We start from the raw sequence: 22741 nt of genomic DNA, 5'->3' as shown, positions 1-22741 counted from the left end.
GGCGGGAGCGCGCGGATTGGCGCCTCGCTCCCGTCTCATGCAAGGGTTGCTATTCGACGTGCTTGCGCGCGTCATGGCCGAACGCGTATTCGCTGACGTCGCCCGTCAGCCAGGCGACGAACGCGTTCGATGGCAGTTCGCCCGCGTCGGCGCGATCGCGCGCGCGCGGCGGCGTTTCGAAAATCACTTTGCCGGCGGGCCGTTCGTCGAGGCGCGCCGCTTCGCCGGCTTGTTTGCCCGCCAGATTCAACGCGATGGTGAGCGTTTCGCCGTCGTCGAGTTTCCAGCGCGCCGTCAGCGCGTTCGTCTGCTGACCGTTCGCCGTTTTCAGCACGGTCGCGCCGAGTGCCTTCGCGTGCCGCAGGCGCGGCGCGATGAGCTTCGCGCGCACGGCGAGCGCCGACTTGTAAAAGTGCATCCATTCGAGCGCGTCTTTGTCGTCCGCTGTATCGCCAGGCCGCCTGGGCGGGGACGACGCCGCGAGCGTCTGCGGATCGTTCGGATCGGGAATCAGCGCGCGGCGCTTTTCGTCGGCGAAGGCGGAGAAGCACGCGAATTCCTTGCGGCGTCCTTCGCGCACGGCATCGGCCAGATCGCCGGTGTAATCGGTGAAGAACAGAAACGGCTGCTTCGAGCCGTATTCCTCGTCCATGAACAGCAGCGGAATCTGCGGCGACAGCAGCAACAGTCCCGTCGCGGCGCGCAACGCGTCGTCGCTGCACAACGCGCGCAGCCGCTCGCCCATCGCGCGATTGCCGATCTGATCGTGGTTCTGCAGGAACGCGACGAACGACGTCGGCGGCAGATGTCCGCTCGGTTCGCCGCGCGGCTGGCCGTCGTGGATCGGCGATGGGTCGCCCTGGTAGCCGAAGCCGCTGCCGAGGATGCGCGCGAGTCGCTCGATCGGTTGATCGGCATAGGCGGCGTAATAGCCTTCGTGCTCGCCCGTCAGCAGCACGTGCAGCGTGTTGTGCGCGTCGTCGTTCCATTGCGCGGTGAAGTGCGTGTCGAGCAGGCTCGCCGTGTTGCGCTCGTTTTCCAGCACGAGATGCACATGGCGTCCGTGCTGCACGTGGCTGCGCACGTGATCGGCGAACGTGCGCAGCCACGCGTCGTTGTCGATGGCGTGGACGGCGTCGAGCCGCAGTCCGTCGAAGCGGAATTCGTCGATCCAGTAGAGCGCGTTGTCGCAGAAGAACTCGCTCACTTCGCCGCGCCCGAAATCGATTGCCGGCCCCCACGGTGTGTGCGTGCCTTCGCGAAAGAACGGTTTCGCGTACTGATGCAGATAGTTGCCGTCCGGGCCGAAGTGGTTGTAGACCACATCGAGGAACACGGCGAGGCCGTGACCATGCGCGGTGTCGATCAATGCCTTGAGGTCGTCGGGACGGCCGTATGCAGAGTCGGGCGCATAGGGCAGCACGCCGTCGTAGCCCCAGTTGCGCGTGCCGGGGAAGTCGTTGAGCGGCATCAGCTCGATGGCCGTGACGCCGAGCGCGGCGATTGCGGGCAGACGTTCCATCACGCCGCGATAACCGCCCAGTGCGCCCACATGCAATTCGTACAGCACGGTTTCTTCCCACGGCCGTCCATGCCATTGCGTGTGCTGCCACCTGTAGGCGCGCGGGTCGATCACTTCGCTCGGACCGTGCACGTCTTGCGGCTGAAAGCGCGAGGCGGGGTCGGGAATCAGCAGCGCACCGTCGAGCTTGTACCGATACAGCGTCCCCGCGCCGCACTCGAGTTCCGCTTCGAACCAGCCGTTGCCCGTCGAACTCATGTCGTGCGCGCCGGACGCTTCGTGCGCCGCGCCGTTTTCGATCACGACCTGCACCTTCGCGCACGAAGGCGCCCACAGCCTGAAGCGGGTGCGCGGCTTCGTACTCGCCGCACCGAGCAGCTGCGCGCCGAACGGCAGGCAGTGCGCGTAATGATGCGTGTGAGGGTCGATCGGACGTTCGTGCATGATGGTCACCATGTTCTCCGTGCTGGCCGCGGATTACGCGGGCTGTTCCGGGTCCGGCATCGATGTGCCGGGGTCCGGCGGCAGCGCCGTCAACAGACGCGGCCCGTAATGCGCGCCCGCACGCCAGCTCGCCTGCCAGTCTGCTTCGCCCGTCGGCTGCGCCGCGAGCACGATTACGCTGTGCGCGGCAACTTCGACATCGGGCGCGGCGAGCGGCACAGGCGGCGCCTCGGGGTCCGCCGTATCCAGCAGCACATGCCATTCCAGGTGCGGCGGCGGCGGCGCGAAGCGCAACGCCGCCGCCGATGCGTTCAACATCATCAACAATACTTCCGTTTCTCCGTTCAGACCCGGGCCCGCGCGCCGCAGCGTGAAGGCGCGGCCTTCGTGGTCTTGCCATGCTTCGATGGTCAGCGGCTCGCCCTGTTCGTCGAACCAGCCGATATCGTAGAGGCCCGGCAACACTTCACGATCGCCGAACAGGAAGCGGTTTTCGCGCAGCAGCGGATGCTGCTTGCGCAATGCAATCACGCGCGCGAAGAACATAGTCATTTTGCGCCCGTGTGGGAGCGCGGCACGTTCCCAATCTATCCACGAAATTTCGTTATCCTGGCAGTACGCGTTGTTGTTGCCGCGCTGCGTGCGGCCCATCTCGTCGCCGGCAAGCATCATCGGCGTGCCGAGCGCGACGAACAGCGTCGTGATCAGCGAACGCGACACGCGCTCGCGCGTTTCGACGACGGCGGGTTCGTCGGTCGGACCTTCGACGCCCCAGTTCGAGCTGAAATTTTCATTGTGGCCGTCGTTGTTGTTTTCTTTGTTGACCTCGTTGTGCTTGTGCGAATACGAGACGAGATCGGCGAGCGTGAAGCCGTCGTGCGACGTGACGAAATTGACGGACGCCGTCGGCTTGCGAAAACGCCGGTTGAACAGGTCGGCGGAACCCGTCAGCCGCGCGGCCAGATCCGGCCGCATGCCCGCGTCGCCGCGCCAGAAACGGCGTACGGAATCGCGAAAACGGTCGTTCCATTCGCTGATGCCGGGAGGATGATTGCCGAGCTGATAGCCGCCCGGACCGATGTCCCACGGCTCGGAGATCAGCTTGCGCTGCGACAGGACGGGGTCCTGGCGCAGCGCGTCGAAGAAACCCGAGCCGGGATCGAAGCCCGAGTGCTCGCGCCCGAGCGTGACGCCGAGATCGAAACGGAAGCCGTCGATATTGAACGCCGTCGACCAGTAGCGCAGCGAATCCATCACCATCTGCAGCACGCGCGGATGCGGCAGATTCAGCGTGTTGCCGCAGCCTGTGTCGTTGATGTGATGGCGTTCGTCGCCGGGAATGAGGCGGTAATAGCTGGCGTTGTCGAGTCCTCGCCACGACACCGTGGGGCCCATTTCATTGCCTTCGCACGTGTGGTTGTAGACGACGTCGAGTATCACCTCGATTCCCGCCGCGTGCAGTTGACGGACGGCGATGCGCATTTCATCCAGCCGATGCGTCGACAGATACAACGGCTCCGGCGCGAAGAACGCGGCCGTGTTGTAGCCCCAGTAGTTGCGCAGCCCGCGCTCGACCAGAAAGCGGTCGTTGAGAAACGCATGCACGGGCAGCAGTTCGACGGCCGTGACGCCGAGCTTCAGCAGATGCTCGATGAACTCCGGCGACGCGAGCGCGGCGAACGTGCCGCGTTCGGGCGCGCGCAGGTCTTTGCGCAGCATCGACGCGCCGCGCACGTGCGTTTCGTAGATGACCGTTTCGCTCCACGGCACATTGGGGCGCGTGTCGTGGGACCAGTCGAAGGCTTCGTCGACGACGACGCATTTGGGCATCGCGGGCGCGGAGTCTCTGCGGTCGATCGACAGATCCATTCTGTTCGAATGGACGCGATAGCCGAACAGCGCATCGGACCAGCGGAACTGTCCGATGAGTTTTCGCGCGTACGGATCGAGCAGCAGCTTATGCGGGTTGAAGCGATGGCCTTGCTGCGGCTGATAGGGGCCGTGGGCGCGGAACGCGTAGACGGTGCCGGGATGGGCGTGGGGCAGATAGCCGTGCCAGACCTCGTCGGTGCATTCGGGGAGGGCATAGCGTTTTAGCTCTTTTCGGCCGGTCGGTTCGAACAGGCATAGCTCGATTCTTTGCGCGTTGGCGGAGAACACGGCGAAGTTCACGCCGAGTCCATCCCAGCTCGAGCCCAGTGGGTATGGAGTGCCCGGCAACAGTCGGTCTGGCAGTACGTGCGGCATGACAGGTTTTCCGTTGTTTTCCGCCTGTTTTTTGCTTTGCAAGCGGCTTGTGGTTGGTACTTTGCCTTCGGTTTTCGTGCTTTGGGTGAGGTTTGGTTTTGCTTGTCGGGGATGTGCTTTGTTTTGTCCGCGGTGTTGGGTTGGTTTTTGGGCTTGCAGCCGGTCGGTTTGCGGTTTTTTGCCTGGCAGGCAGTTGTGATAGCGGCTTCGCGGCGCGGGCGTTGCAAACTCTGTGTCGGCCGCCGCACCGCCCGCGAAGACTTTGCGCGGAGGCTTCCCATTGCGGCTTCGCCTTGCGATGGTTTTCGGTTCGGGCGCTGCCTTCAACGGCGAGACAACCTACATACGGTTTGCCGCATAACGACGTATAAGCCACGCACGCGACCAACTGGGATACGCACCCGTGAAGCGGGTGAGGCGCACGCCGAGCACGTTGGCAACGAGCAAAAGCCGGAGCGTTGCCGCATGAAACGCGGGGACGTTGGGGGCCCGTGGGTAGAAACTAGCACTGGCGGTGTGAGCCCGCTTTCTTTGCTTACTTTCTTTGCGGCGGCAAAGAAAGTAACTGCCGCCCCGCACAGGGGCAACGCTAGCGCCGCGAAGGCGCCATCGCGGATGCCAACGCAAACGGCAACACACACCGGAAATGTCCGCGCCGCAAAGGCGCCATCGCGGATGCCAGCGCACAAGGGCACCACACAACGGAAATGCCCGCGCCGCGAAGGCGCAAACGCGGACGCCCACGCAAAGGGCAAACACACCCCGGCAGCGCCCGCGCCACGAAGGCACAACCGCTAATCGGCCCTCAACACCACCGTCCCCAACGGCGGCAACACCAGCGCAGCGGACTGGGGCCGCCCATGCGCCGCGATCTCCTCGGTGTACAGCAAACCGGCGTTGCCGACATTCGACCCGCCATACACACCCGCATCGCTATTCACGACCTCGACCCACTTGCCGCCACGCGGCATGCCGATCCGATAGCCATGTCGCGGCACGGGCGTGAAGTTGCATACGGTAATCAGTTCGCGTCCCGCGCCGTCCATGCGCCGCCATGCAAAAACGGAATTCGCCGTGTCGTCGCCGATAATCCATTCGAATCCACCCGGCTCGGTGTCGAGCCGATGCAGCGCCGGTTCCTCGCGATACAGCCGGTTCAGATCGCGCACGAGACGCTGCACGCCATGATGCAGTTCGTCGTCGAGCAGGTGCCAATGCGGCGAGCCGTCGTGATCGAACTCGGCCATCTGCCCGAACTCGCCGCCCATGAACATCAGCTTCTTGCCAGGATGCGCCCACATGAACGCCAGGTACGCGCGCAGGTTCGCAAACTTCTGCCAGCGGTCGCCGGGCATCTTGCCGAGGAGCGACCCCTTGCCATGCACGACTTCGTCATGCGACAGCGGCAGCACGAACTTCTCCGAGTAGGCATACACCATCGCGAACGTCATGTTGTGGTGATGCCAGCGTCGATTGATCGGGTCTTCGTGCATGTAATGCAGCGTGTCGTGCATCCAGCCCATATTCCATTTGAACTGGAAGCCGAGGCCGCCATCCTCGATGCGCGCCGTCACGCCCGGCCATGCTGTCGATTCCTCCGCAATCGTGATCGCGCCGTGCACGTCGGGCATGTGCTGCACTTCGTGGTTCAGCCGCTTCAGGAACGCGATCGATTCAAGATTCTCGCGCCCGCCATACACGTTCGGCACCCATTCGCCCGCCGCGCGCGAATAGTCGCGATAGAGCATCGATGCGACGGCGTCCACGCGCAGGCCGTCGACGTGATAGCGCTTGAGCCACGCCAGCGCCGATGCGATCAGGAACGCGCTCACCTCGTTGCGCCCGAGGTTGTAGATCATCGTGTTCCAGTCCTGGTGATAGCCTTCGCGCGGATCTGCGTGCTCATAGAGCGGTGTGCCGTCGAACTGCACGAGCCCGTGCGCATCGTTCGGAAAGTGCGCGGGCACCCAGTCGAGTATCACGCCGAGCCCCGCCTCGTGCGCACGGTTCACGAAATGCGCGAACTGCTCCGGCGCGCCGAAGCGCGCGGACGGCGCGAATTGCGACAACGGCTGATAGCCCCATGAGCCACCGAACGGATGCTCCGCAATCGGCATGAACTCGATATGCGTGAAGCCCATTTCCTTCGCGTACGGAATCAGGCGGTCCGCCAGCTCCGGCCAGGTCAGCCCGCGATGCCCTTCCTCCGCCACGCGCAGCCACGATTCGGCATGCACCTCGTAGATCGAGATCGCCGCTTGCGGCGTCTGCTTCGCGGCGCGCGTTTGCATCCAGTCGCCGTCCGTCCATGCAAAGCGCTCGATGTCGTCGACATGCGCGACCACGGATGCCGTCGCGGGCGGCTTCTCGGTCTGCATCGCGCAGGGGTCGGACTTCAGCGGCAGCGGATGGCCGTCGCGCGTCAGCATCTCGTACTTGTAGCGCGTGCCCGCACCGATGCGCGGCACGAACAGCTCCCACACGCCCGCCTGATGCCGCAGCCGCATCGGATGACGGCGGCCGTCCCACGCGTTGAAGTCGCCCACCACCGACACGCGCCGCGCGTTCGGCGCCCACACGGCGAAGCGCACGCCGGGCACGCCGTCCATCGTGTACGGGCGCGAGCCGAGGCATTCGAGCACGGCATACGGATCACCCCATGCGACGCGCTGCAGCGGTTCGTCGCCGAGCACGGGTTCGAACGAGTAGGTGTCCTCGATCTCCTGAATGACACCATGCCAGTCGATCCGCAAACGGTACGGCACGGCCTCGCTGACCGGCCCGGCGAACAGGCCGCCCGGATGCAACTGTTCGAGTTCGCCGAGCAGGCGCCCGTCGTCGCGCGCGATCACGCACACGCGCGACGCGTTCGGCAGCATCGCACGCACGACGGGGCCTGCCGCCGTCTGGTGCATGCCGAGCTGCGAGAACGGGTCGTGATGCCGTGCATCGACGAGGGCATCCAGGTCCACGCGATTCAGACCAGCCGCGCCAAGCTGTACGTTGTGTTGCTCACTCATAATCACCCTCTGATTCCGCGGGAGGCGCCGAGGCCGCCGGCGAATGCGGCGCCGCGCCCGTGTCGCCGAGCAGGCGGCTCGTCAGCGCGGCGAGCCCGCGCACCGGCAAGCTGAGCCACGTCGGCCGGTTGGCTGCCTCGTAGCGGATTTCGTACGCGGCCTTCTCGATCAGGAACAGATCGAGCAATGCCTGTTCGTGGTCCGGCGCGACGAGCGGCTGCGCGGCCATTTGCGTCGCGGCGCGGTATTGGGCAAGGAATGCTTCGGCGGCGGCATGACGGAAACGCTCGAACAGCGCGCGCTTGCGATCGGCGGTCATTTGCGGCGCGGCTTCCATCGTCGATTGCGCGGCCGCGCTCGCATACGACAGCGAACGCAGCAGGCCCGCCACATCGCGAAGCGGGCTCGACTTCGCGCGGCGTTCTTCGAGCTCGCGCGCGGGCTCGCCTTCGAAGTCGATCAGGAACGCGTCGCCTTGTGACACCAGCACCTGACCCAGATGGAAGTCGCCGTGAATGCGCGTGCGCAGCGCGAGGGCATCGGGTTTCACAAGATTCGACACCGCTTCGACAAGCTTGTCCTTCCGGTCGAGAATGCTGCGGCCGAGCAGCGCCGCATCTTCGCCGAGATGCTCGACGTTCTTTTCGAGCAGTTCGAGCGCGGTCGCAAGCAGCTTCTGCGTGCCGTCGATCCACGCTTGCACCTGCTGCGCGTCGGCGGGCTCGGGATTGAACGCGGGATTGTCCGAAGGCGCCGCGAGCGCGACATGCAGTTCGCCCAGACGCTTGCCGATGACGCCGATGTACGACGCGTAGCCTTCGATCGATTCTTCCTCGTTCACGCGGTCCTGGTTCGCCTGGTTCTCGTTGTCGCCGTCATAGACGAGCGCGAGTTCGTCGATCGAACGGCGCAAGGTGTCCAGCGCCCAGTTCCACGCGTCGCCCTGGTTGTCGACGAAGCCTTGCAGGATGCACAGCGTGTGCGGCACGTTCTCAGGGTCGACGCGCACCACTTCGCCGTAGAGCGGCGCCGTGTTCGCATAGCCGACCTGCGTCAGATAGCGGCTCATTTCCGCTTCCGGATGCACGCCCTTCAAGAGGCGCCGCACCAGCTTCAGCACGACCTTGTCGGCGATCACGAGCGAGCTGTTGCTCTGCTCGGCGGCGAGCCAGCGGATTTCCGGCTGATCGCCGAGAGGGTGTTCGCCAGCGTCGAGTTCGGCGAAGCGCTCGGTCGGCGTGAAGTGAATCGTGCTCTTCTGCACGGTAGGCACGCCCGCGCGCTCGCGCAGCTTGCGCAGCACGCCGTACGCGAACAGCGGCAGCGCGAAGGCGTCCGTCAGATGGCCGACGGTGCGCCCACGCCGCACGCGCGCGAGCGCGAGCTGCATGAAGAGCGGCGTCGTCGTGTCGGCGCCCCAGCTGATGGCGAGAGGCAGCACGTAACGTTCGGTGTGGTTGCCCACATCCGCTTCGATCTCGGTGAACGCGAAGCCTGCTTCGGGAATCGTCGTGAGGGCGGCGAGCCGCACGGCATGCATCTTCTGGTCCTTCGACGCGAACCAGCGGCGGCGTCCCAGCCACGACGGCAGCACTTCCGATTCGAGCAGCCGCACGTTCTCCGGCGTCGGTCCCGTCTGGCCTTCGCGGATCACGATGGTGACGAAATCGGGCAACGGCTCGGACGGCGGCTGGCTCCATGTCGGTCGGCCCTGGCCTTCACAAAGAAGGAACCACAGGAAGCCGTACGGCGGGAAAGTCAGCAGATACGTCAGTTGGCCGATGCGCGGGAACACGGAATCCGCCGTCATTTCGATCGGCGTGGCGCCATTGAACTCGGACAGATCGAGTTCGACGGCCTGCGGCGCGCGCGACAGGTTCGCCACGCACAGGATGGGCGCCTCGCCAGGCATCTCGCGCAGGTACGCAAGAATCTTGCGGTTGCTGGGCTTCAGGAAACGGATCGAGCCGCGCCCGAACGCATGCTTCGCGCGGCGCGTCGCAAGCATGCGGCGCGTCCAGTTGAGCAGCGAATGCGGATCACGGCTCTGCGCTTCGACGTTGACGGCGTCGAAGCCATACAGCGAGCCCATCACGGGCGGCAGCACGAGCTGTTCGGGATCGGCGCGCGAGAAGCCGCCGTTTCTGTCCGACGACCACTGCATCGGCGTGCGCACGCCGTCGCGGTCGCCGAGGTGAATGTTGTCGCCCATGCCGAGTTCGTCGCCGTAGTAGATGACGGGCGTGCCCGGCATCGACAGCAGCAGCGAATTGATCAGCTCGATGCGGCGGCGGTCGCGCTCCATCAGCGGCGCGAGACGCCTGCGGATGCCGAGATTCAGGCGCGCGCGGCGATCGCTCGCATATGTATTCCACAGATAGTCGCGCTCGGAGTCGGTGACCATTTCGAGCGTGAGTTCGTCGTGATTGCGCAGGAAGATCGCCCATTGATTCGACGGGGCGAGATCCGGCGTCTGCTTCATGATGTCGGTGATCGGGAAGCGGTCCTCGCTCGCAATCGACATGTAGATGCGCGGCATCAGCGGGAAGTGGAACGCCATGTGGCATTCGTCTTCGTTGCCGAAATATTCCTGCACGTCTTCGGGCCACTGGTTCGCTTCGGCGAGCAGCATCCGGTTCGGATAATCGGCGTCGATGGCGGCGCGAATCTTCTTGAGGATCGCGTGCGTCTCGGGCAGGTTCTCGTTGTTCGTGCCTTCGCGTTCGACGAGATACGGCACGGCATCCAGCCGCAGTCCGTCGATGCCCATGTCGAGCCAGAAGCGCATCACCTGCAGCACTTCGCGCATCACAGCGGGATTGTCGAAGTTCAGGTCGGGCTGGTGCGAATAGAAGCGGTGCCAGTAGTACTGCCCCGCGACGGGGTCGTGCGTCCAGTTAGACGGCTCCGTATCGATGAAGATGATGCGCGTTTTCTCGTACTTCTTGTCCGTGTCGGACCACACGTAGTAGTTGCGATGATTCGAGCCCGGCTTCGCGCGGCGCGCGCGCTGGAACCACGGGTGCTGGTCCGACGTGTGGTTGATGACGAGCTCGGTGATCACGCGCAGGCCGCGCGCGTGCGCTTCCTGGATGAAGCGCTTGACGTCGGCGATCGTGCCGTAATCGGGATGCACGTTGCGGTAGTCGGCGATGTCGTAGCCGTCGTCGCGGCGCGGCGACGGGTAGAACGGCAGCAGCCAGATCGCGCTCACGCCCAGTTCCGCGATGTAGTCGAGCTTCGCGATCAGGCCGGGGAAGTCGCCGACGCCGTCGTTGTTCGCATCGAAAAACGACTTGATGTGCACCTGGTAGATGATCGCGTCCTTGTACCAGAGGGGATCGTCGGCCAGCGTCGAGACCCTGCCGCGGCGCGAGGTGCGCGCCTTCGACGGCGCGGCGGCGGCCGTCGTGTCGGTGATATGGGCCTGCGACGTGCTTTCGGCGGAATCGTCACGTTTCATATCGCACCTTCATTCCTTGAATGTCGTGTCGTGAGCGGCCCGATGCGCGTCGCCATCGTCGAAGGCTGCGTCGGGAACGGGCTCGCGCGGCAGGCCGCCCGCCGGCACGATGCGCCAGATCGCGAACGGCCGCGTGCCGGGGTCGAGCCGCACGTGTTGCCATCTGCCGTGCCATTGAAACCGGTCGCCCGACATCTGGTCGATCACGTCGATGGTGGCGTGATCGTGCAGGCCCCAGCGGTTGAATGTCGCCCACGACAACTCGATATCCGCGCCCTGCTCGTTGTGCGGATCGAGATTGATCGCGACGATGATGACGTTGTCGCGCGTCTCGGTCGCTTTCTCGAAGAACAGGATGTGGTCGTTGTGCGCGGGCAGGAACGTGAGGTTCAGATGCGTGTGCAGCGCCGGGTTCGTGCGGCGAATGCGGTTCAGCTCCGTGATCTCGCGCACGATGTTGCCGGGCCGGTTCCAGTTCCACGCGCGGATCTGATACTTCTCCGAATCCAGATACTCTTCGCTATTCGGCAGCGCGGCCGCTTCGCACAGTTCGAAGCCGCTATAGACGCCCCACAGGCCCGACAGCATCGTCGCGAGCGCCGCGCGGATCAGGAAGCCCGGACGCCCCTGCGATTGCAGATGGCGCGGGTTGATATCCGGCGTGTTGACGAAGAAGTTCGGGCGGAAGAACTCGCGCAAGTTGCTTTGCGTGAGCTCCGTCAGATACTCGGTGAAATCGCGCTTCGATTCGCGCCACGTGAAGTACGTGTACGACTGCGAGAAGCCGAGTTTCGCGAGCCGCGCCATCACGCGCGGACGCGTGAACGCTTCGGACAAAAAGATCACGTCGGGATGCCGCGCGCGCACGTCGTTGATCATCCATTCCCAGAACGGGAAGGGCTTCGTGTGCGGATTGTCGACGCGGAAAATGCGCACGCCCGCGTCGATCCAGAAAAGGATCACGTCGCGCAGCGAGATCCATAAATCGGGCTTCGCGTCGCGTGCGTAGAAGTCCGGGTTCACGATGTCCTGATACTTCTTCGGCGGATTTTCCGCGTAGCGCAGCGTGCCGTCGGGCCGCCACGCGAACCACGTCGGATGCTGCTTCAGCCACGGGTGATCGGGCGAACATTGAATCGCGAAATCGAGCGCGATTTCGAGGCCGTGCTCGTGCGCGGCGGCGAGCATGCGCTTGAAGTCGTCGAGCGTACCGAGCTGCGGATGCACCGCGTCGTGGCCGCCCGCTTCGCTGCCGATCGCATACGGACTGCCCACGTCGTCCGGGCCCGGCGTCAGCGTGTTGTTGCGTCCCTTGCGGTTCGCCATGCCGATCGGGTGGATGGGCGGAAAGTACAGCACGTCGAAGCCCATGTCGCGGATGCGCGGAAGTTTGCCGATCACGTCGTCGAAATTGCCGTGACGATGCTCGTCGTCGCTCATCGAACGCGGGAAGATTTCGTACCAGCTGCCAAAACGCGCGCCAGCGCGTTCGGCATCGACGCGATAGACGACGGGGTCACGCGACAGTCCCGGACGATGCCGTGCAGCCGCGAATGCGTTGGCCGTGGTCGGCGCGAGCACGATGGCGAGGCGCTCGCCCGTGTCGGCCTTCATGAACTCGTTGACGATCGCTTCGAGCTCTTGCGGCTGCGAGCCTTCGGCCGTTTCCGTTTCGGCAAGCGCCAGCGCGAACAGATGCTTCGCTTCTTCCACTTCGAGATCGACGGCCTGGTCCGCCTTCAGCTTTTTCTGCATGTGATCGACCAGCGACGCGAAGTCGTCGCGCCACGCGATCACCGTGAACTCATGACGCCCGATCCGTTCGAGCGGAATGCGCGCTTCCCAGATGTCGTTGCCGGCGGGCTGCGCGGGCGTCATCGGCACTTCGTGCCACGCAGTTTCGTCGGCGGCGCGCCAGATCACGGCGGCCGCGATCTTGTCGTGGCCTTCGGCGAATACGGCAGCCGTCACATGCACGCGCTCGCCGACGATGCGCTTGGCGGGAAAGCGCCCGTGATCGACGGCGGGCGCCACGCTTTCGATCGCGACGCGCGACGCTGCGATCGCATCCATCACGCTCTTGTGTCCGGAGGTTTTGGTGTTCTTCTTGTCGATGGGCGGCGCGAGCAGGACCGGCTTGTCGGCGACGGCGCGCAACAGCCGGCATGCGCCCGGCGCGAGCGTGAAGGCGCCGAGCGGCTGCGGCGCGCCGCGCGCGTCCGTGCCGAGCGGAACGAAGCGCGTGAAGCCGCCGGGCACGCCATCGAGAAAGCGCGCCGGGTCGATGCGCACGGGCGTGCCCAGTTCCGGATTGATCGCGACGAGCACGGCTTCTTCGGCGTCGCGCAGATCGCGCTGTCGCGCAGCAGGATCGCCGCATGCGTATCCGGCCCCGACAGCGAGCGCAGTTCGCCATTGGTCTGCAACGACCATGTGTCGCGCTGGATCGCGTTGGCGTGACGCACGCGTTCGGACAGATCGAAGCGCGCCGCGTCGCGCTGCCGCGCGTAGTCTTCGGCGCTGCCGAGCGTGTGCGACATCGCTTGCGCCACGCCGTATTCGAAGCCCATCGGCATCAACCAGCCGGTGCCCGTTGCGACCGCCGCAAACAGCGCGCGGCGATAGGCGCGCTCGACAATCGCCGAGTCGTGCACGTGTTCGAGATCCGCCGCGAGGCGCGTGCCGTACGGCGCTTCCGGAAACGCAATCGGCGAGCCGATGCGCATCAGCACGGCATGTTCGTCGAGCATCCACGGCGCGCGAAAATCCCACCAGCGTGACGACGAGAATACGGCATCGAAGCCCACGCCTTCGAGCGCGGCGAGGTCCTGGCGCGCGAGTCCGGGCGTGGCGGCGAGAAAGCGCGTGGACGGATGACGCGACGAGCGCACGGCCTGTTCGAGACGGCGCCACGCGAACGGCGGCACGCGGTGCGGCGAGTCGAAACGGAATCCGCCGATGCCCGCATCCGCGAGCGCATCGAGCGCATGCGCCCACCAGTCGATCAGCGGCGCGGCGGTCTGCTCGCTGCTGAAGTTCGCATACGCGACGTTGTCTTCATGACGTGCGTGGCGCGGATCGAGCCGCGCTTCTTCGGGCTCGAACGGATGAAACCAGTCGCGATGCTCGCGAAACAGCTGACCATCGGCGGCCGCGCGGTCGATCACGAGATCGACGAGCAGCGTCAGGCCGTGATGGCTCGCCGTTTCGGCGAGGCGCTGCAGGACTTCGTGCGCGGGCTGATCGGTGCCGAGCGCGGGATGCAGCCGCGCGTGGTCGCTGACGATCTGCGCATGTCCCGCCTGCCCCGGCTGAAACAGCCCGCCGATCAGCACATGATCGAAACCGAGCGCAGCCGCGTGTTCGAATTGCGCGGGCCACGCATCGAGCCGTCCGACGAGGGGGGAATGAACAAAGTAGATCCGCGGCGCGTAGGCGTGAGGAGCTTCCATCGGTCGTTTCCAGATTCGTCCTGCTGTGCGGCGTGGATGCACGTCCGTGCGATCACGACCGCCAATTAGGCTTCAGAGCCGGATGCCGCGCGATGCGTCCTGCGACGGCGCGTACTGCTCAATGTAGTGCATGGATCGACATGCGGCGCGGCAGTTCAACGATTCGATGCGAACCGCGTCCAGACTGTGAGGCGCGACAGGCCGACGGTCCGCGCGATGCGCCCGGACCGGTCAACAGGCCGTCTATCAGCAAGCGTTATGCCAGAAAGCGCGACAGCAAAGGTTTCGTCTTGAACGGCGACATGCGTGCAACTGCTGCGGGTGCAGCCCGGTACGGCACGATGAAACGGATGCGGGGCGCCGTCATACCTGAGTCGTTCATACGAATGGCGGCGCGAGACAGCCGCAAGGCGTGTAATTCGGGCGTGTCGTGCCCCGGCTGTTACACGGGATGTTGCCACAGCCGCGTTTGCACGGCACGCGAGCGTTTGAGGAGCACGCGATGCGTGCTCGATTAACCACTCGATGCACGCTCGATGAGCCTTGCGGCACTACGAGCCGAGCAGCCCCGCCGCCATATTGATGCACAGCCCGAACACGGCGACATTGAAGTAGAACGACAGCACCGATTGCGCGAGCGCTGCGCGGCGCACTTCTGTCGAACGCAGCACGACGTCCGACGTCTGCGAAGCGACGGCGATCGTGAAAGAGAAGTACAGGAAGTCCCAGTAGTTCGGATCGAGCTTGTGATCGGGAAATTTCAGCGCCGTTTCCTGACGGTCGGTCGCGAAGTACAGGCGCGCGTAGTGCAGCGTGAAGATGGTGGGAATCAGAAACCACGCGCCGATCAGCGTGACGGCCGTCACCAGGTAATGCGACAGCCCCGCGCCCGACGACCCCGAGCCTCCTTTCGTCGAAGCCAGTTCCAGCACGATGGCCGCGATGCTTGCCACCGTCGAGAGACAGACGATGAACAGTACGACAGTCGCGTTCTCGTCCTCGCGCTGCGCGATTTCGCGCACGCGGGTGTGGTCGGCGCGCGCCATCTCGATCCACATCAGCGTGAGGTAGGTCCACACGGCGGTATCCCACGAGACGAGTACGCGGATCATCGGGCGCATCGGCGTGCCCGCCAGCAGCAGGCCGATCAGCACGCCGAACGCGAGGCCCGAGACCATGCGCGGGCGATTGCGCAATACCTGTGGGTAGACGTTCATCTGCTCGGGCTCCTGGCAGGGTCATGTGACGGCGTGATGTCGAAATGCGATGCCGAAAGTGGCAGCGATCCTACGTTCTCGCGTGTGCTTTTCATGCGCAATGATTTGTCGAAATGTGTGTCTGGAAGGTATAGTTTTCCCGCAGTTTTGCTCAGTGCCCTTGCATGCGGCTTTCACTGGCGCTCCGTTCTCGCGCGGAGCAGGCCGGACGCACGCAACGGCGGCATCAATTCGACGTCGACGCAGCGACGGCCGCCAGCGCAACGGTGGCGCCGCGGGCCTGTGCCACGGGCCGCTGCCGGATCGGCAAGCAGGCGGGCGCTGCTGGCGCCCGAACACCATAGACCGCAAGAGAGCGGCGCAAGACCAGTGCTGGGGCGGACGCCCGGCGTGCTCGCGGATTCGGCCAATGGTCGGACGGCGGCGCCGGTCGAATACAAACATCATCTGGAGCCCCCATGACGGATGTCGATCGACACGCTGTTGCGCATCGGACCGAGGGCGCGCACGCCGGCATCGGCGCCCGCGAGGCGCAGGGAAGTCCGGACATCGATGCGACGGCGTCCGGCGCGCAAGGCGGCGCTGCACGGCACAGCGGACGTATCGCGCTTATCCGACGTGTCGCGCGCGCGCCGGGGCATCCACTCATGCAGCCCTGTGTGCGCTCGCTGCGCCGCCGCGCGTGGATGCTCGGCGCGTTTGCGTCGGCGGCCGGGCTCGCATTTGCGTCGGCGGCGCGCATCGGCGTGCTGCCCGATGTCGCGCGGATGGCGGGCATTGCTCCGGCGGCCGCCGCAGCCTCGGCCGCTGCTTCAGCCGACAAGCCGCCCGCGGGCGGTGGTTACGACGTCTTCATCGCGCTCTCGGGCAAGCTCACCGGGCACTCCCGCTTCGACCCCGTGCACGGCAGGCGCGCGTACAACGCGCTGTCGAACGCGGACGCCGGATTCGCGCAAAACGTCGCCGCGCTCAATGCGTGGCTCGCGACGCACGGCGGCGTGCCGTCGGACATCGTCACGCAGGCGCTCGAGGCCCAGCAGCCGCAGCTCGCGAAGACCGTGGGCGCGATTGCGCGGGCGTGGTATCTGGGCCTCGTCGGCGAGATGCCGAACGTGCAGGTGATTGCGTTCGAGCGGGCGCTGATGTTCGAGCCCGTCAACGACATCCTGACGGTGCCGTCGTATTGCCGCGACGTGCCGTTTTACTGGACCCGAAAGCCGACCAATGCTTGAGCCGGGCGCAGCCATACGCGCCGGCGCTGGCGACAACGCGCATCCGTGCCGCACGTCGGGCGCGTGGAGCGCGCGCGGCGGTTTGCGTGACGCGCGGCTGCAGATGCGCGCGCAGACGGGGCGCAGCGGAACCGGTCCAGAGCGGGCCCGACGAGTGTGGCCGAAAGCGCGACAAAAAGCGCGACAAGAAAGAGGCAAGCATGAGGCTAGCATGGCAAACGCAACTTCCGCCGACGTCGTCGTAGTCGGCTCCGGCGTCGCGGGCGGTCTCGTCGCGCATCAGATGGCGCTCGCGGGGGCGTCGGTGATCTTGCTCGAAGCGGGGCCGCGCCTGCAGCGCGGGCAGATCGTCGAGAACTTCCGCAACTCGCCCGCCAAACTGGACTTCGCCACGCCCTATCCGTCGACACCCTATGCGCCGCATCCGCAATACACGCCCGCCAACGGCTACCTGATCCAGAAGGGCGAGTACCCGTACAACCCGCAGTATCTGCGGCTCGTCGGCGGCACCACGTGGCATTGGGCGGCCGCGACGTGGCGTCTGCTGCCGTCGGACTTCCAGCTGAAAACGCGTTACGGCGTGGGCCGCGACTGGCCGTATCCGTACGAAACGCTCGAGCCGTGGTACTACGCCGCCGAAGTGCAGCTGGGCGTGTCCGGCCCGGATGCGTCCGTCGATCTGGGCTCGCCGCGCTCGAAGCCGTATCCGATGGCGGCGCTGCCGCTGTCGTACCTGGACCAGCGTTTCTCGAGCGTGCTCAACGCGAACGGCTTCCAGGTCGTGCCCGAGCCCGTCGCGCGCAACAGCCGTGCGTACGACGCGCGCCCCACCTGCTGCGGCAACAACAACTGCATGCCGATCTGTCCCATCGGCGCGATGTACAACGGCATCGTGCATGCCGACAAGGCCGAGCGCGCGGGCGCGAAGCTGATCCCGCAGGCCGTCGTCTATCGCGTCGAGGCGGACGACAAGGGCCTCGTTACGGCCGTGCACTACAAGGACCCGAACGGCAACAGCACGCGCGTGACGGGCAAGCTGTTCGTGCTCGCGGCCAACGGCATCGAAACGCCGAAGCTGATGCTGATGTCGACGTCCGACGCTTTCCCGCGCGGCGTCGGCAACCAGTCGGACCAGGTCGGCCGCAACCTGATGGATCATCCGGGCACGGGCGTGACGTTTCTCGCCAACGAGTCGCTGTGGCCGGGACGCGGGCCGATGGAGATGACGTCGGTGGTGAACTATCGCGATGGCGCATTCCGCTCGGATTACGCCGCGAAGAAGCTGCATGTGTCGAACGGCGTGCCGACGATCGCAATCGCGGCCGCGCTGCTCAAAAGCGGGCTGACGGGCGCGGAACTCGACCGGCAGATACGCGATCGCGCCGCGCGCATGGTCGTCGTCAACAGCTTTCACGAGCATCTGCCCGAGCCGGACAACCGCATCGTGCCTTGCGCCGATCGCAAGGATTCGCTCGGCATTGCGCAACCCGAGATCCACTACTCGATCAATGACTACGTGAAGAAAAGCGCCGCGCACACGCACGAGCTCTACGCGCAGATCGCGGGCCTGTTCGGCGGCACCGAAGTGTCGTTCGACGATGCGTTCGCGCCCAACAACCACATCATGGGCACGACGATCATGGGCAAGGAGCCGGCCGATTCCGTCGTCGATGCCGACTGCCGCACGCACGATCACCCGAACCTGTTCATCGCGGGCAGCGGCGTGATGCCCAGCGCGGCGTCGGTGAACTGCACGCTGACGATCGCGGCGCTGTCGCTGAAGCTCGCCGACAAGCTCAAGCGCGAAATCTGATGGGACACACGGAGAAACAATGAACGAGCCCATGTCCCGCGCGAAGCGCCCGCAGGGTCGCGCCGCCGATCTGAATGCGACGGTTTTTGCGGGCAGCCGGCGCGCGGCGCTCAAGAGCCGCCGCCGCGTCTGGAAAATGGCGACGCTCGCGGCGGCGTTCTCGCTGTTCGCGCTGTATCTGGCGTGGCTGGAAGCGAACGACGAAGCCGCGCCGCATCACACCGACGAATCGCCGCTCGGCCAGGCCGTCGCCCAGGCCAGTGGCCGCGCGAGCGGGGCGGCCGGTCCGGGCCCCGATCTCGTCAGGCGCGGCGAGTATCTGACGCGCGCGGGCAACTGCATTGCGTGCCATACGTCGGACAAGAGGCGTCCGTTCGCGGGCGGCCGCGCGATCGGCACGCCGTTCGGCACGATCTACACGCCGAACATCACGCCCGATCCCGACACGGGCATTGGCCGCTGGACGGACGGGGACTTCGCGCGCGCGATGCACGAGGGCATCGGCAAGGAAGGCGAGCGGCTCTATCCGGCGTTTCCGTACGCGTCGTACACGAAAGTCACCGACCAGGACGTGCGGGCGATCCGCGCGTACCTGAACACCGTGGTGCCCGTGCGCTACACGCCGCCGTCGAACAGTCTGGGTTTCCCCTTCAACCAGCGCTGGCTGATGGTGTTCTGGAACCTGTTCAACTTCGACGAAGGGCGCTTCGTGCCCGACCCGAAGCAGAGCGCGCAATGGAATCGCGGCGCGTATCTGGTCGAAGGGCTCGCGCATTGCGGCGAATGCCATACGCCGCGCAACCTCACCCAGGGCCTGAAGACCACCGAGCGTTTCTCAGGCGCGATCCAGGCCGGCTGGCACGCGTACAACATCACGCCGCACAAGACGAGCGGTATCGGCGGCTGGTCGGATCAGGAGCTTGTCGGCTATCTGGCGACGGGCGTCGCGCCTGGCCGCGCGAACGCCGCGGGACCGATGGCCGAAGTGGTCGAGGACAGCACGCAGTATTTGAGCGGCGAAGACCTGCGCTCTGTGGCGACGTATCTGCGCTCGCTCAAGCCCGTTGACCGCGGCGAAACGCGCTCGCGCGGCGAATGGGGCTCGCCCGCGAGCGACGCACTCGCGCTGCGCGGCACGAAGATCGAAGGCGTGAACGGCGCGCAGCTTTTTCTCGCCAACTGCGCGAGCTGTCATCAGTGGACGGGCGAGGGAGTCGGCGCGAGCGCGCCGGGCGCGTATCCGCCGCTGATGCACAACAGTGTCGCGGGCGCGAGCGACGCCAACAATCTGACGATGGTGATCCTGCACGGCGTGCGCCGCACGACGCAGGACGTCGACGTGCTGATGCCCGCGTTCGATCGCGAACTCACCGACCCGCAGATCGCCGCCGTCGCCAACTACGTGACCACGCGGTTCGGCAATCCGCAATCGACAGTCGACGCCGAGCAGGTCGGCAGGCTGCGCGCGACGGCACAATAGGGTCGGCTTCGCGACGCGTGCGCGCGCAACCGCCGCTACAGGGACGCATGCGCGATGCATCGAAAGACACCGGTTTTGGCGTGCATCCGGCTGACGATCGGCGGGCAAACGCGAGATGCCGCGCATACGCGGGTTGTGCTCGCGCACTATCATGCTGTATGGATTCCACCCTCGTCACCGCCGTCCAACATCATCCCGCCAATCGCGCAGGACGCGATTTCATCGTCGGCGATCTGCACGGCTGCGTCGACGCATTGCGCTTCCTGCTGCGCGAGGTCGAGTTCGATCCGGCGCGCGACCGGCTGTTCTCCGTCGGCGATCTGGTCGATCGCGGCACGCAGTCGGAAGAGGCGCTCGCGCTGCTCGACAAGCCGTGGTTTCATGCCGTGCTCGGCAACCACGAAGACGCGCTATGCGCCGTCGTGGAGGGCCGGCTGAAGAAGCAGTGGTGGTACGGCATCGGCGGGCTGTGGAGCGTGCAGGTGCCGATGGAAAGGCTGCGCGCATATGCGCAGCGTCTGCGCGCGCTGCCGCTCGTGCGCGTGGTCGGCTCGGGCAGCGAGCGCTTCAACGTGCTGCACGCCGAGTTTCTCGGCACCGACGCCGAACTCGACGCCGATCATTTCTCCGACGAAGTGCGCCAGCAACTGCTGTGGGGCCGCAGCCTCGCGATGGGCTCGGGCGATCCCTTGAGCCAGCTCGGCCTGTCGCTCACGTATTGCGGACACACGCCCATGCGCGACGTGCAGCAGATCGGCGCGCAGGTGTTCATCGATACGGGTGCTTTCGGCCTGGGCGGCAAGCTGACGATGGTCGAAGCGCGTACCACCCGGCGCTGGTCCGTGACGAACGACGTCGCGCGCTCGGTCGGGGCGTCGGCGCTCGCGCTGCCCTGAGGCGGGTCAGCCACACCAGACCGCGCCGCGCCATTCGAAGGCCGGCCGTCACCCCACCTGGTTCAGCTCGAACACGATATCGATGGCGCTGCCGTTCCAGTTGTATTCCAGATAGGCTGCGTGATGGCAGTCGCGCAGCAGCGTCGTCCTGAACGCGGCGAGACATTGGCCGCCCGCGTCCCGCACCGACGGATACACGATGCCCGGCGCGCCCGCCTCGCGCGCGGCGCGGCCGAGCGCCTGGCCGGGCGCGTAATCGTTCGGCGACAGCACCGACGCGTCGGCGGGATCGGCGTCGCGCAAATCCACCACGTCGCCCTGTGCGCTCACGGTGTAGAGCCGCATTTGCTGGCGCATCGGCGGTTCCTGCGTGGCGGCAAGGAACAGTGCGGAGTGGTAGCGCGTTTCGGCGATCGCGGTTTCGCGCGCGCGCGCGCAGTAGAACACGCCGTACGTGCCGTCCGAGAACCGGCTGCCTTGCGGATTCAGATGCGTGAGCGCGGCCATGATCGGCCCGTAGCCGGGACCGAAGCGCCGTTCGTCGCGCGGCACGAGATCGAGTTCGCCGACTTCCGTGCGGATGCGGTCATTGGTCATCGCTTCGAGCGCATAGAGCGCTTCGAAGTCTTCCGGGCTGGCGACGCGGTCGAACAGGTTGACGGCGGGAAAGCGGGTGGGAATCACGCGATACGCAGGCGTCCAGGCAAGCGTTACCATGCGCCAGCGGTCTTGCCATTGCAGTTCAGTCACGCCCAGCCGCCTCGCATTGCGTCGAGATACTGGCGCACCGCGACGAGGTCGCTGATATTGCCCGCGAGCATGCGGTCGAGCGCGCGGCGGCCGCCGAACGGCGGCGCGCTGTTGGGCCGCTTGACCCATACGTCGGCGGCGGCAGGCTGCGGCAGCAGGATCTGCAGCGCCTTGTAGATGCCGAGCAGCAGCGACAGACGCTCCAGCGTGTCGCGGTTGAGGCGTGCCGTTTGCGGCGCGTTCTTCCACTTGAAATACGTCGAGCGGCCGGGCGAGCCGAGCAGCGTGATCTGCTCTTCGGCGCTCAAATCCCACGCGCTGGCGATCTTGAAGAACGCGCGCAGGCCCGCGGCGGACATCTCGGCAACGGAAGGTTCGGCGGGCGGTCGTCGCGGATATCGCTCGGCGTTCGTAGCGTGGGCGGCTGAAGACATGATCGGAGTCCTGAGTTGAACCGTTTTTGAATATTAGTCCATCTATGGATTAATGCAAGCGCCGAAGGTATAATCGGCGCCTAAAGTTTTTACACGGAGACGGCGGTGTCGTTCGGATTCAGGGTGTGGGTGGCGATCGGATTGATGTGTGCGTCTCTTGCGGCGCGCGCGGAATACAAGGAAGTGTGGAACCCGCCCGAAGCCGCGCGCGGCGTTCAGCACGGCGGGCATTCGAAGCCGGCGCGGGCGGACCCCACGCATGCCGGGCGTCCCGTGCATCAGGCGGGCAAACGCGCGCCGGCCGTCAAACAGGCGGCAACGTCGAAAGCCAGCAAGCCGCGCAGCGCCGCCGTCAAAACAGCGCATGCGTCTGCTCCACGCGAGACATCCCACACGCCTGCCCAGTCAAAACCCGTCGCCGCGGCGAGCAAACCGCGCGTCGTCGCGCAAAGTCCGGCCGACCCGGTCAATAGCCGCCTGACGCCGCGCGAACTCCCGCCCATGCTCCACTGACGCCGTTCGCGCGCCGTCGCTTATTGGCCGACTGGCCGCTCATTGGGCGCTCAAACCGTTCGTCAACAGCCGCAGCGATTCGACGGAACGTGCGTCGCGCACGCGCGAATGCAGCGTCACGCGCGATTGCGGCAATGGCGGCAGCCCGAGCCGCGCGCCCGAATCGACGAGTCCGCGCGGCGCGACGCGTTTGGCCAGCGGCGATATGGCGAGTCCTGCCGCCGCCGCCGCGCCCACGGCCGCGACGCCGCTGCCGAC

12 protein-coding genes and 2 pseudogenes are annotated in these 22741 nt (G+C 65.8%); 5 read left to right on the top strand and 9 right to left on the bottom strand.

Annotation, left to right across the window (positions count from 1 at the left end):
- Window positions 1–49 precede the first annotated feature (49 nt).
- From treZ to H3V53_RS25005, 6 genes and pseudogenes are all read right to left on the bottom strand, one after another.
- The gene (gene treZ / locus H3V53_RS25030; RefSeq protein ID WP_336600251.1) at window positions 50–1966 is read right to left on the bottom strand and encodes a malto-oligosyltrehalose trehalohydrolase; all 1917 of its coding nucleotides are present in this window, start codon (window positions 1964–1966) and stop codon (window positions 50–52) included.
- Window positions 1967–1999: 33 nt separating this feature from the next.
- Window positions 2000–4213: a glycogen debranching protein GlgX gene (gene glgX / locus H3V53_RS25025; RefSeq protein WP_336600250.1), complete on the bottom strand. Its 2214-nt coding sequence runs from the start codon at window positions 4211–4213 to the stop codon at window positions 2000–2002.
- A 794-nt stretch (window positions 4214–5007) separates the two neighbouring features.
- On the bottom strand, window positions 5008–7233 hold the full coding sequence (gene glgB, locus H3V53_RS25020; RefSeq protein ID WP_336600249.1) for a 1,4-alpha-glucan branching protein GlgB: 2226 nt from the start codon (window positions 7231–7233) through the stop codon (window positions 5008–5010).
- Window positions 7226–10696: a maltose alpha-D-glucosyltransferase gene (treS, locus tag H3V53_RS25015; protein ID WP_336600248.1), complete on the bottom strand. Its 3471-nt coding sequence runs from the start codon at window positions 10694–10696 to the stop codon at window positions 7226–7228. The genes glgB and treS overlap by 8 nt, the downstream gene beginning before the upstream one ends.
- Window positions 10697–10705: 9 nt before the next feature.
- Window positions 10706–14148 (bottom strand): annotated as a pseudogene (locus tag H3V53_RS25010) (maltotransferase domain-containing protein).
- A 551-nt stretch (window positions 14149–14699) separates the two neighbouring features.
- A complete protein-coding gene (locus H3V53_RS25005) occupies window positions 14700–15365 on the bottom strand; it encodes a DUF1345 domain-containing protein (protein ID WP_336600247.1) in 666 nt (221 codons plus the stop codon).
- 458 nt (window positions 15366–15823) lie between these two features.
- Between H3V53_RS25005 and H3V53_RS25000 the strand changes: the two genes are divergently transcribed.
- The 4 genes from H3V53_RS25000 (at window position 15824) to H3V53_RS24985 (ending at window position 20786) form a co-directional block, all read left to right on the top strand.
- Window positions 15824–16597 carry a sugar dehydrogenase complex small subunit gene (locus H3V53_RS25000; RefSeq protein WP_336600246.1) on the top strand — a complete coding sequence of 258 codons (774 nt, stop codon included), beginning with the start codon at window positions 15824–15826 and terminating at the stop codon, window positions 16595–16597.
- 211 nt (window positions 16598–16808) lie between these two features.
- Window positions 16809–18410 (top strand): GMC family oxidoreductase, encoded by a 1602-nt coding sequence (locus H3V53_RS24995; protein ID WP_336600245.1) that lies wholly within the window; start codon window positions 16809–16811, stop codon window positions 18408–18410.
- A gap of 19 nt (window positions 18411–18429) precedes the next feature.
- Window positions 18430–19890: a cytochrome c gene (locus H3V53_RS24990; RefSeq protein ID WP_336600244.1), complete on the top strand. Its 1461-nt coding sequence runs from the start codon at window positions 18430–18432 to the stop codon at window positions 19888–19890.
- 158 nt (window positions 19891–20048) lie between these two features.
- Entirely contained in the window at window positions 20049–20786 is a 738-nt protein-coding gene (locus H3V53_RS24985) for a metallophosphoesterase (protein WP_336600243.1), read from the top strand.
- A 48-nt stretch (window positions 20787–20834) separates the two neighbouring features.
- Here H3V53_RS24985 and H3V53_RS24980 read toward each other — a convergent pair whose 3' ends face one another.
- Window positions 20835–21503, bottom strand: coding sequence for an RES family NAD+ phosphorylase (locus tag H3V53_RS24980; RefSeq protein ID WP_336600271.1), 669 nt, complete (start codon window positions 21501–21503; stop codon window positions 20835–20837).
- A 29-nt stretch (window positions 21504–21532) separates the two neighbouring features.
- Window positions 21533–21970: an MbcA/ParS/Xre antitoxin family protein gene (locus tag H3V53_RS24975; protein WP_336600242.1), complete on the bottom strand. Its 438-nt coding sequence runs from the start codon at window positions 21968–21970 to the stop codon at window positions 21533–21535.
- A gap of 105 nt (window positions 21971–22075) precedes the next feature.
- On the opposite strand from H3V53_RS24975, the gene H3V53_RS24970 reads away from it, so the two are divergent.
- The gene (locus tag H3V53_RS24970) at window positions 22076–22483 is read left to right on the top strand and encodes a hypothetical protein (RefSeq protein ID WP_336600241.1); all 408 of its coding nucleotides are present in this window, start codon (window positions 22076–22078) and stop codon (window positions 22481–22483) included.
- A gap of 39 nt (window positions 22484–22522) precedes the next feature.
- Here the strand turns inward: H3V53_RS24970 and H3V53_RS24965 are convergent.
- Window positions 22523–22741, bottom strand: a pseudogene (locus H3V53_RS24965) (LysR family transcriptional regulator); the annotation flags it as partial.

Source organism: Paraburkholderia bengalensis, from assembly GCF_037126505.1.
GTDB lineage: Bacteria > Pseudomonadota > Gammaproteobacteria > Burkholderiales > Burkholderiaceae > Paraburkholderia > Paraburkholderia bengalensis.
The sequence above is the reverse complement of the archived record's forward strand: the minus strand, read 5'-3'. Positions and strand labels throughout refer to the sequence as shown.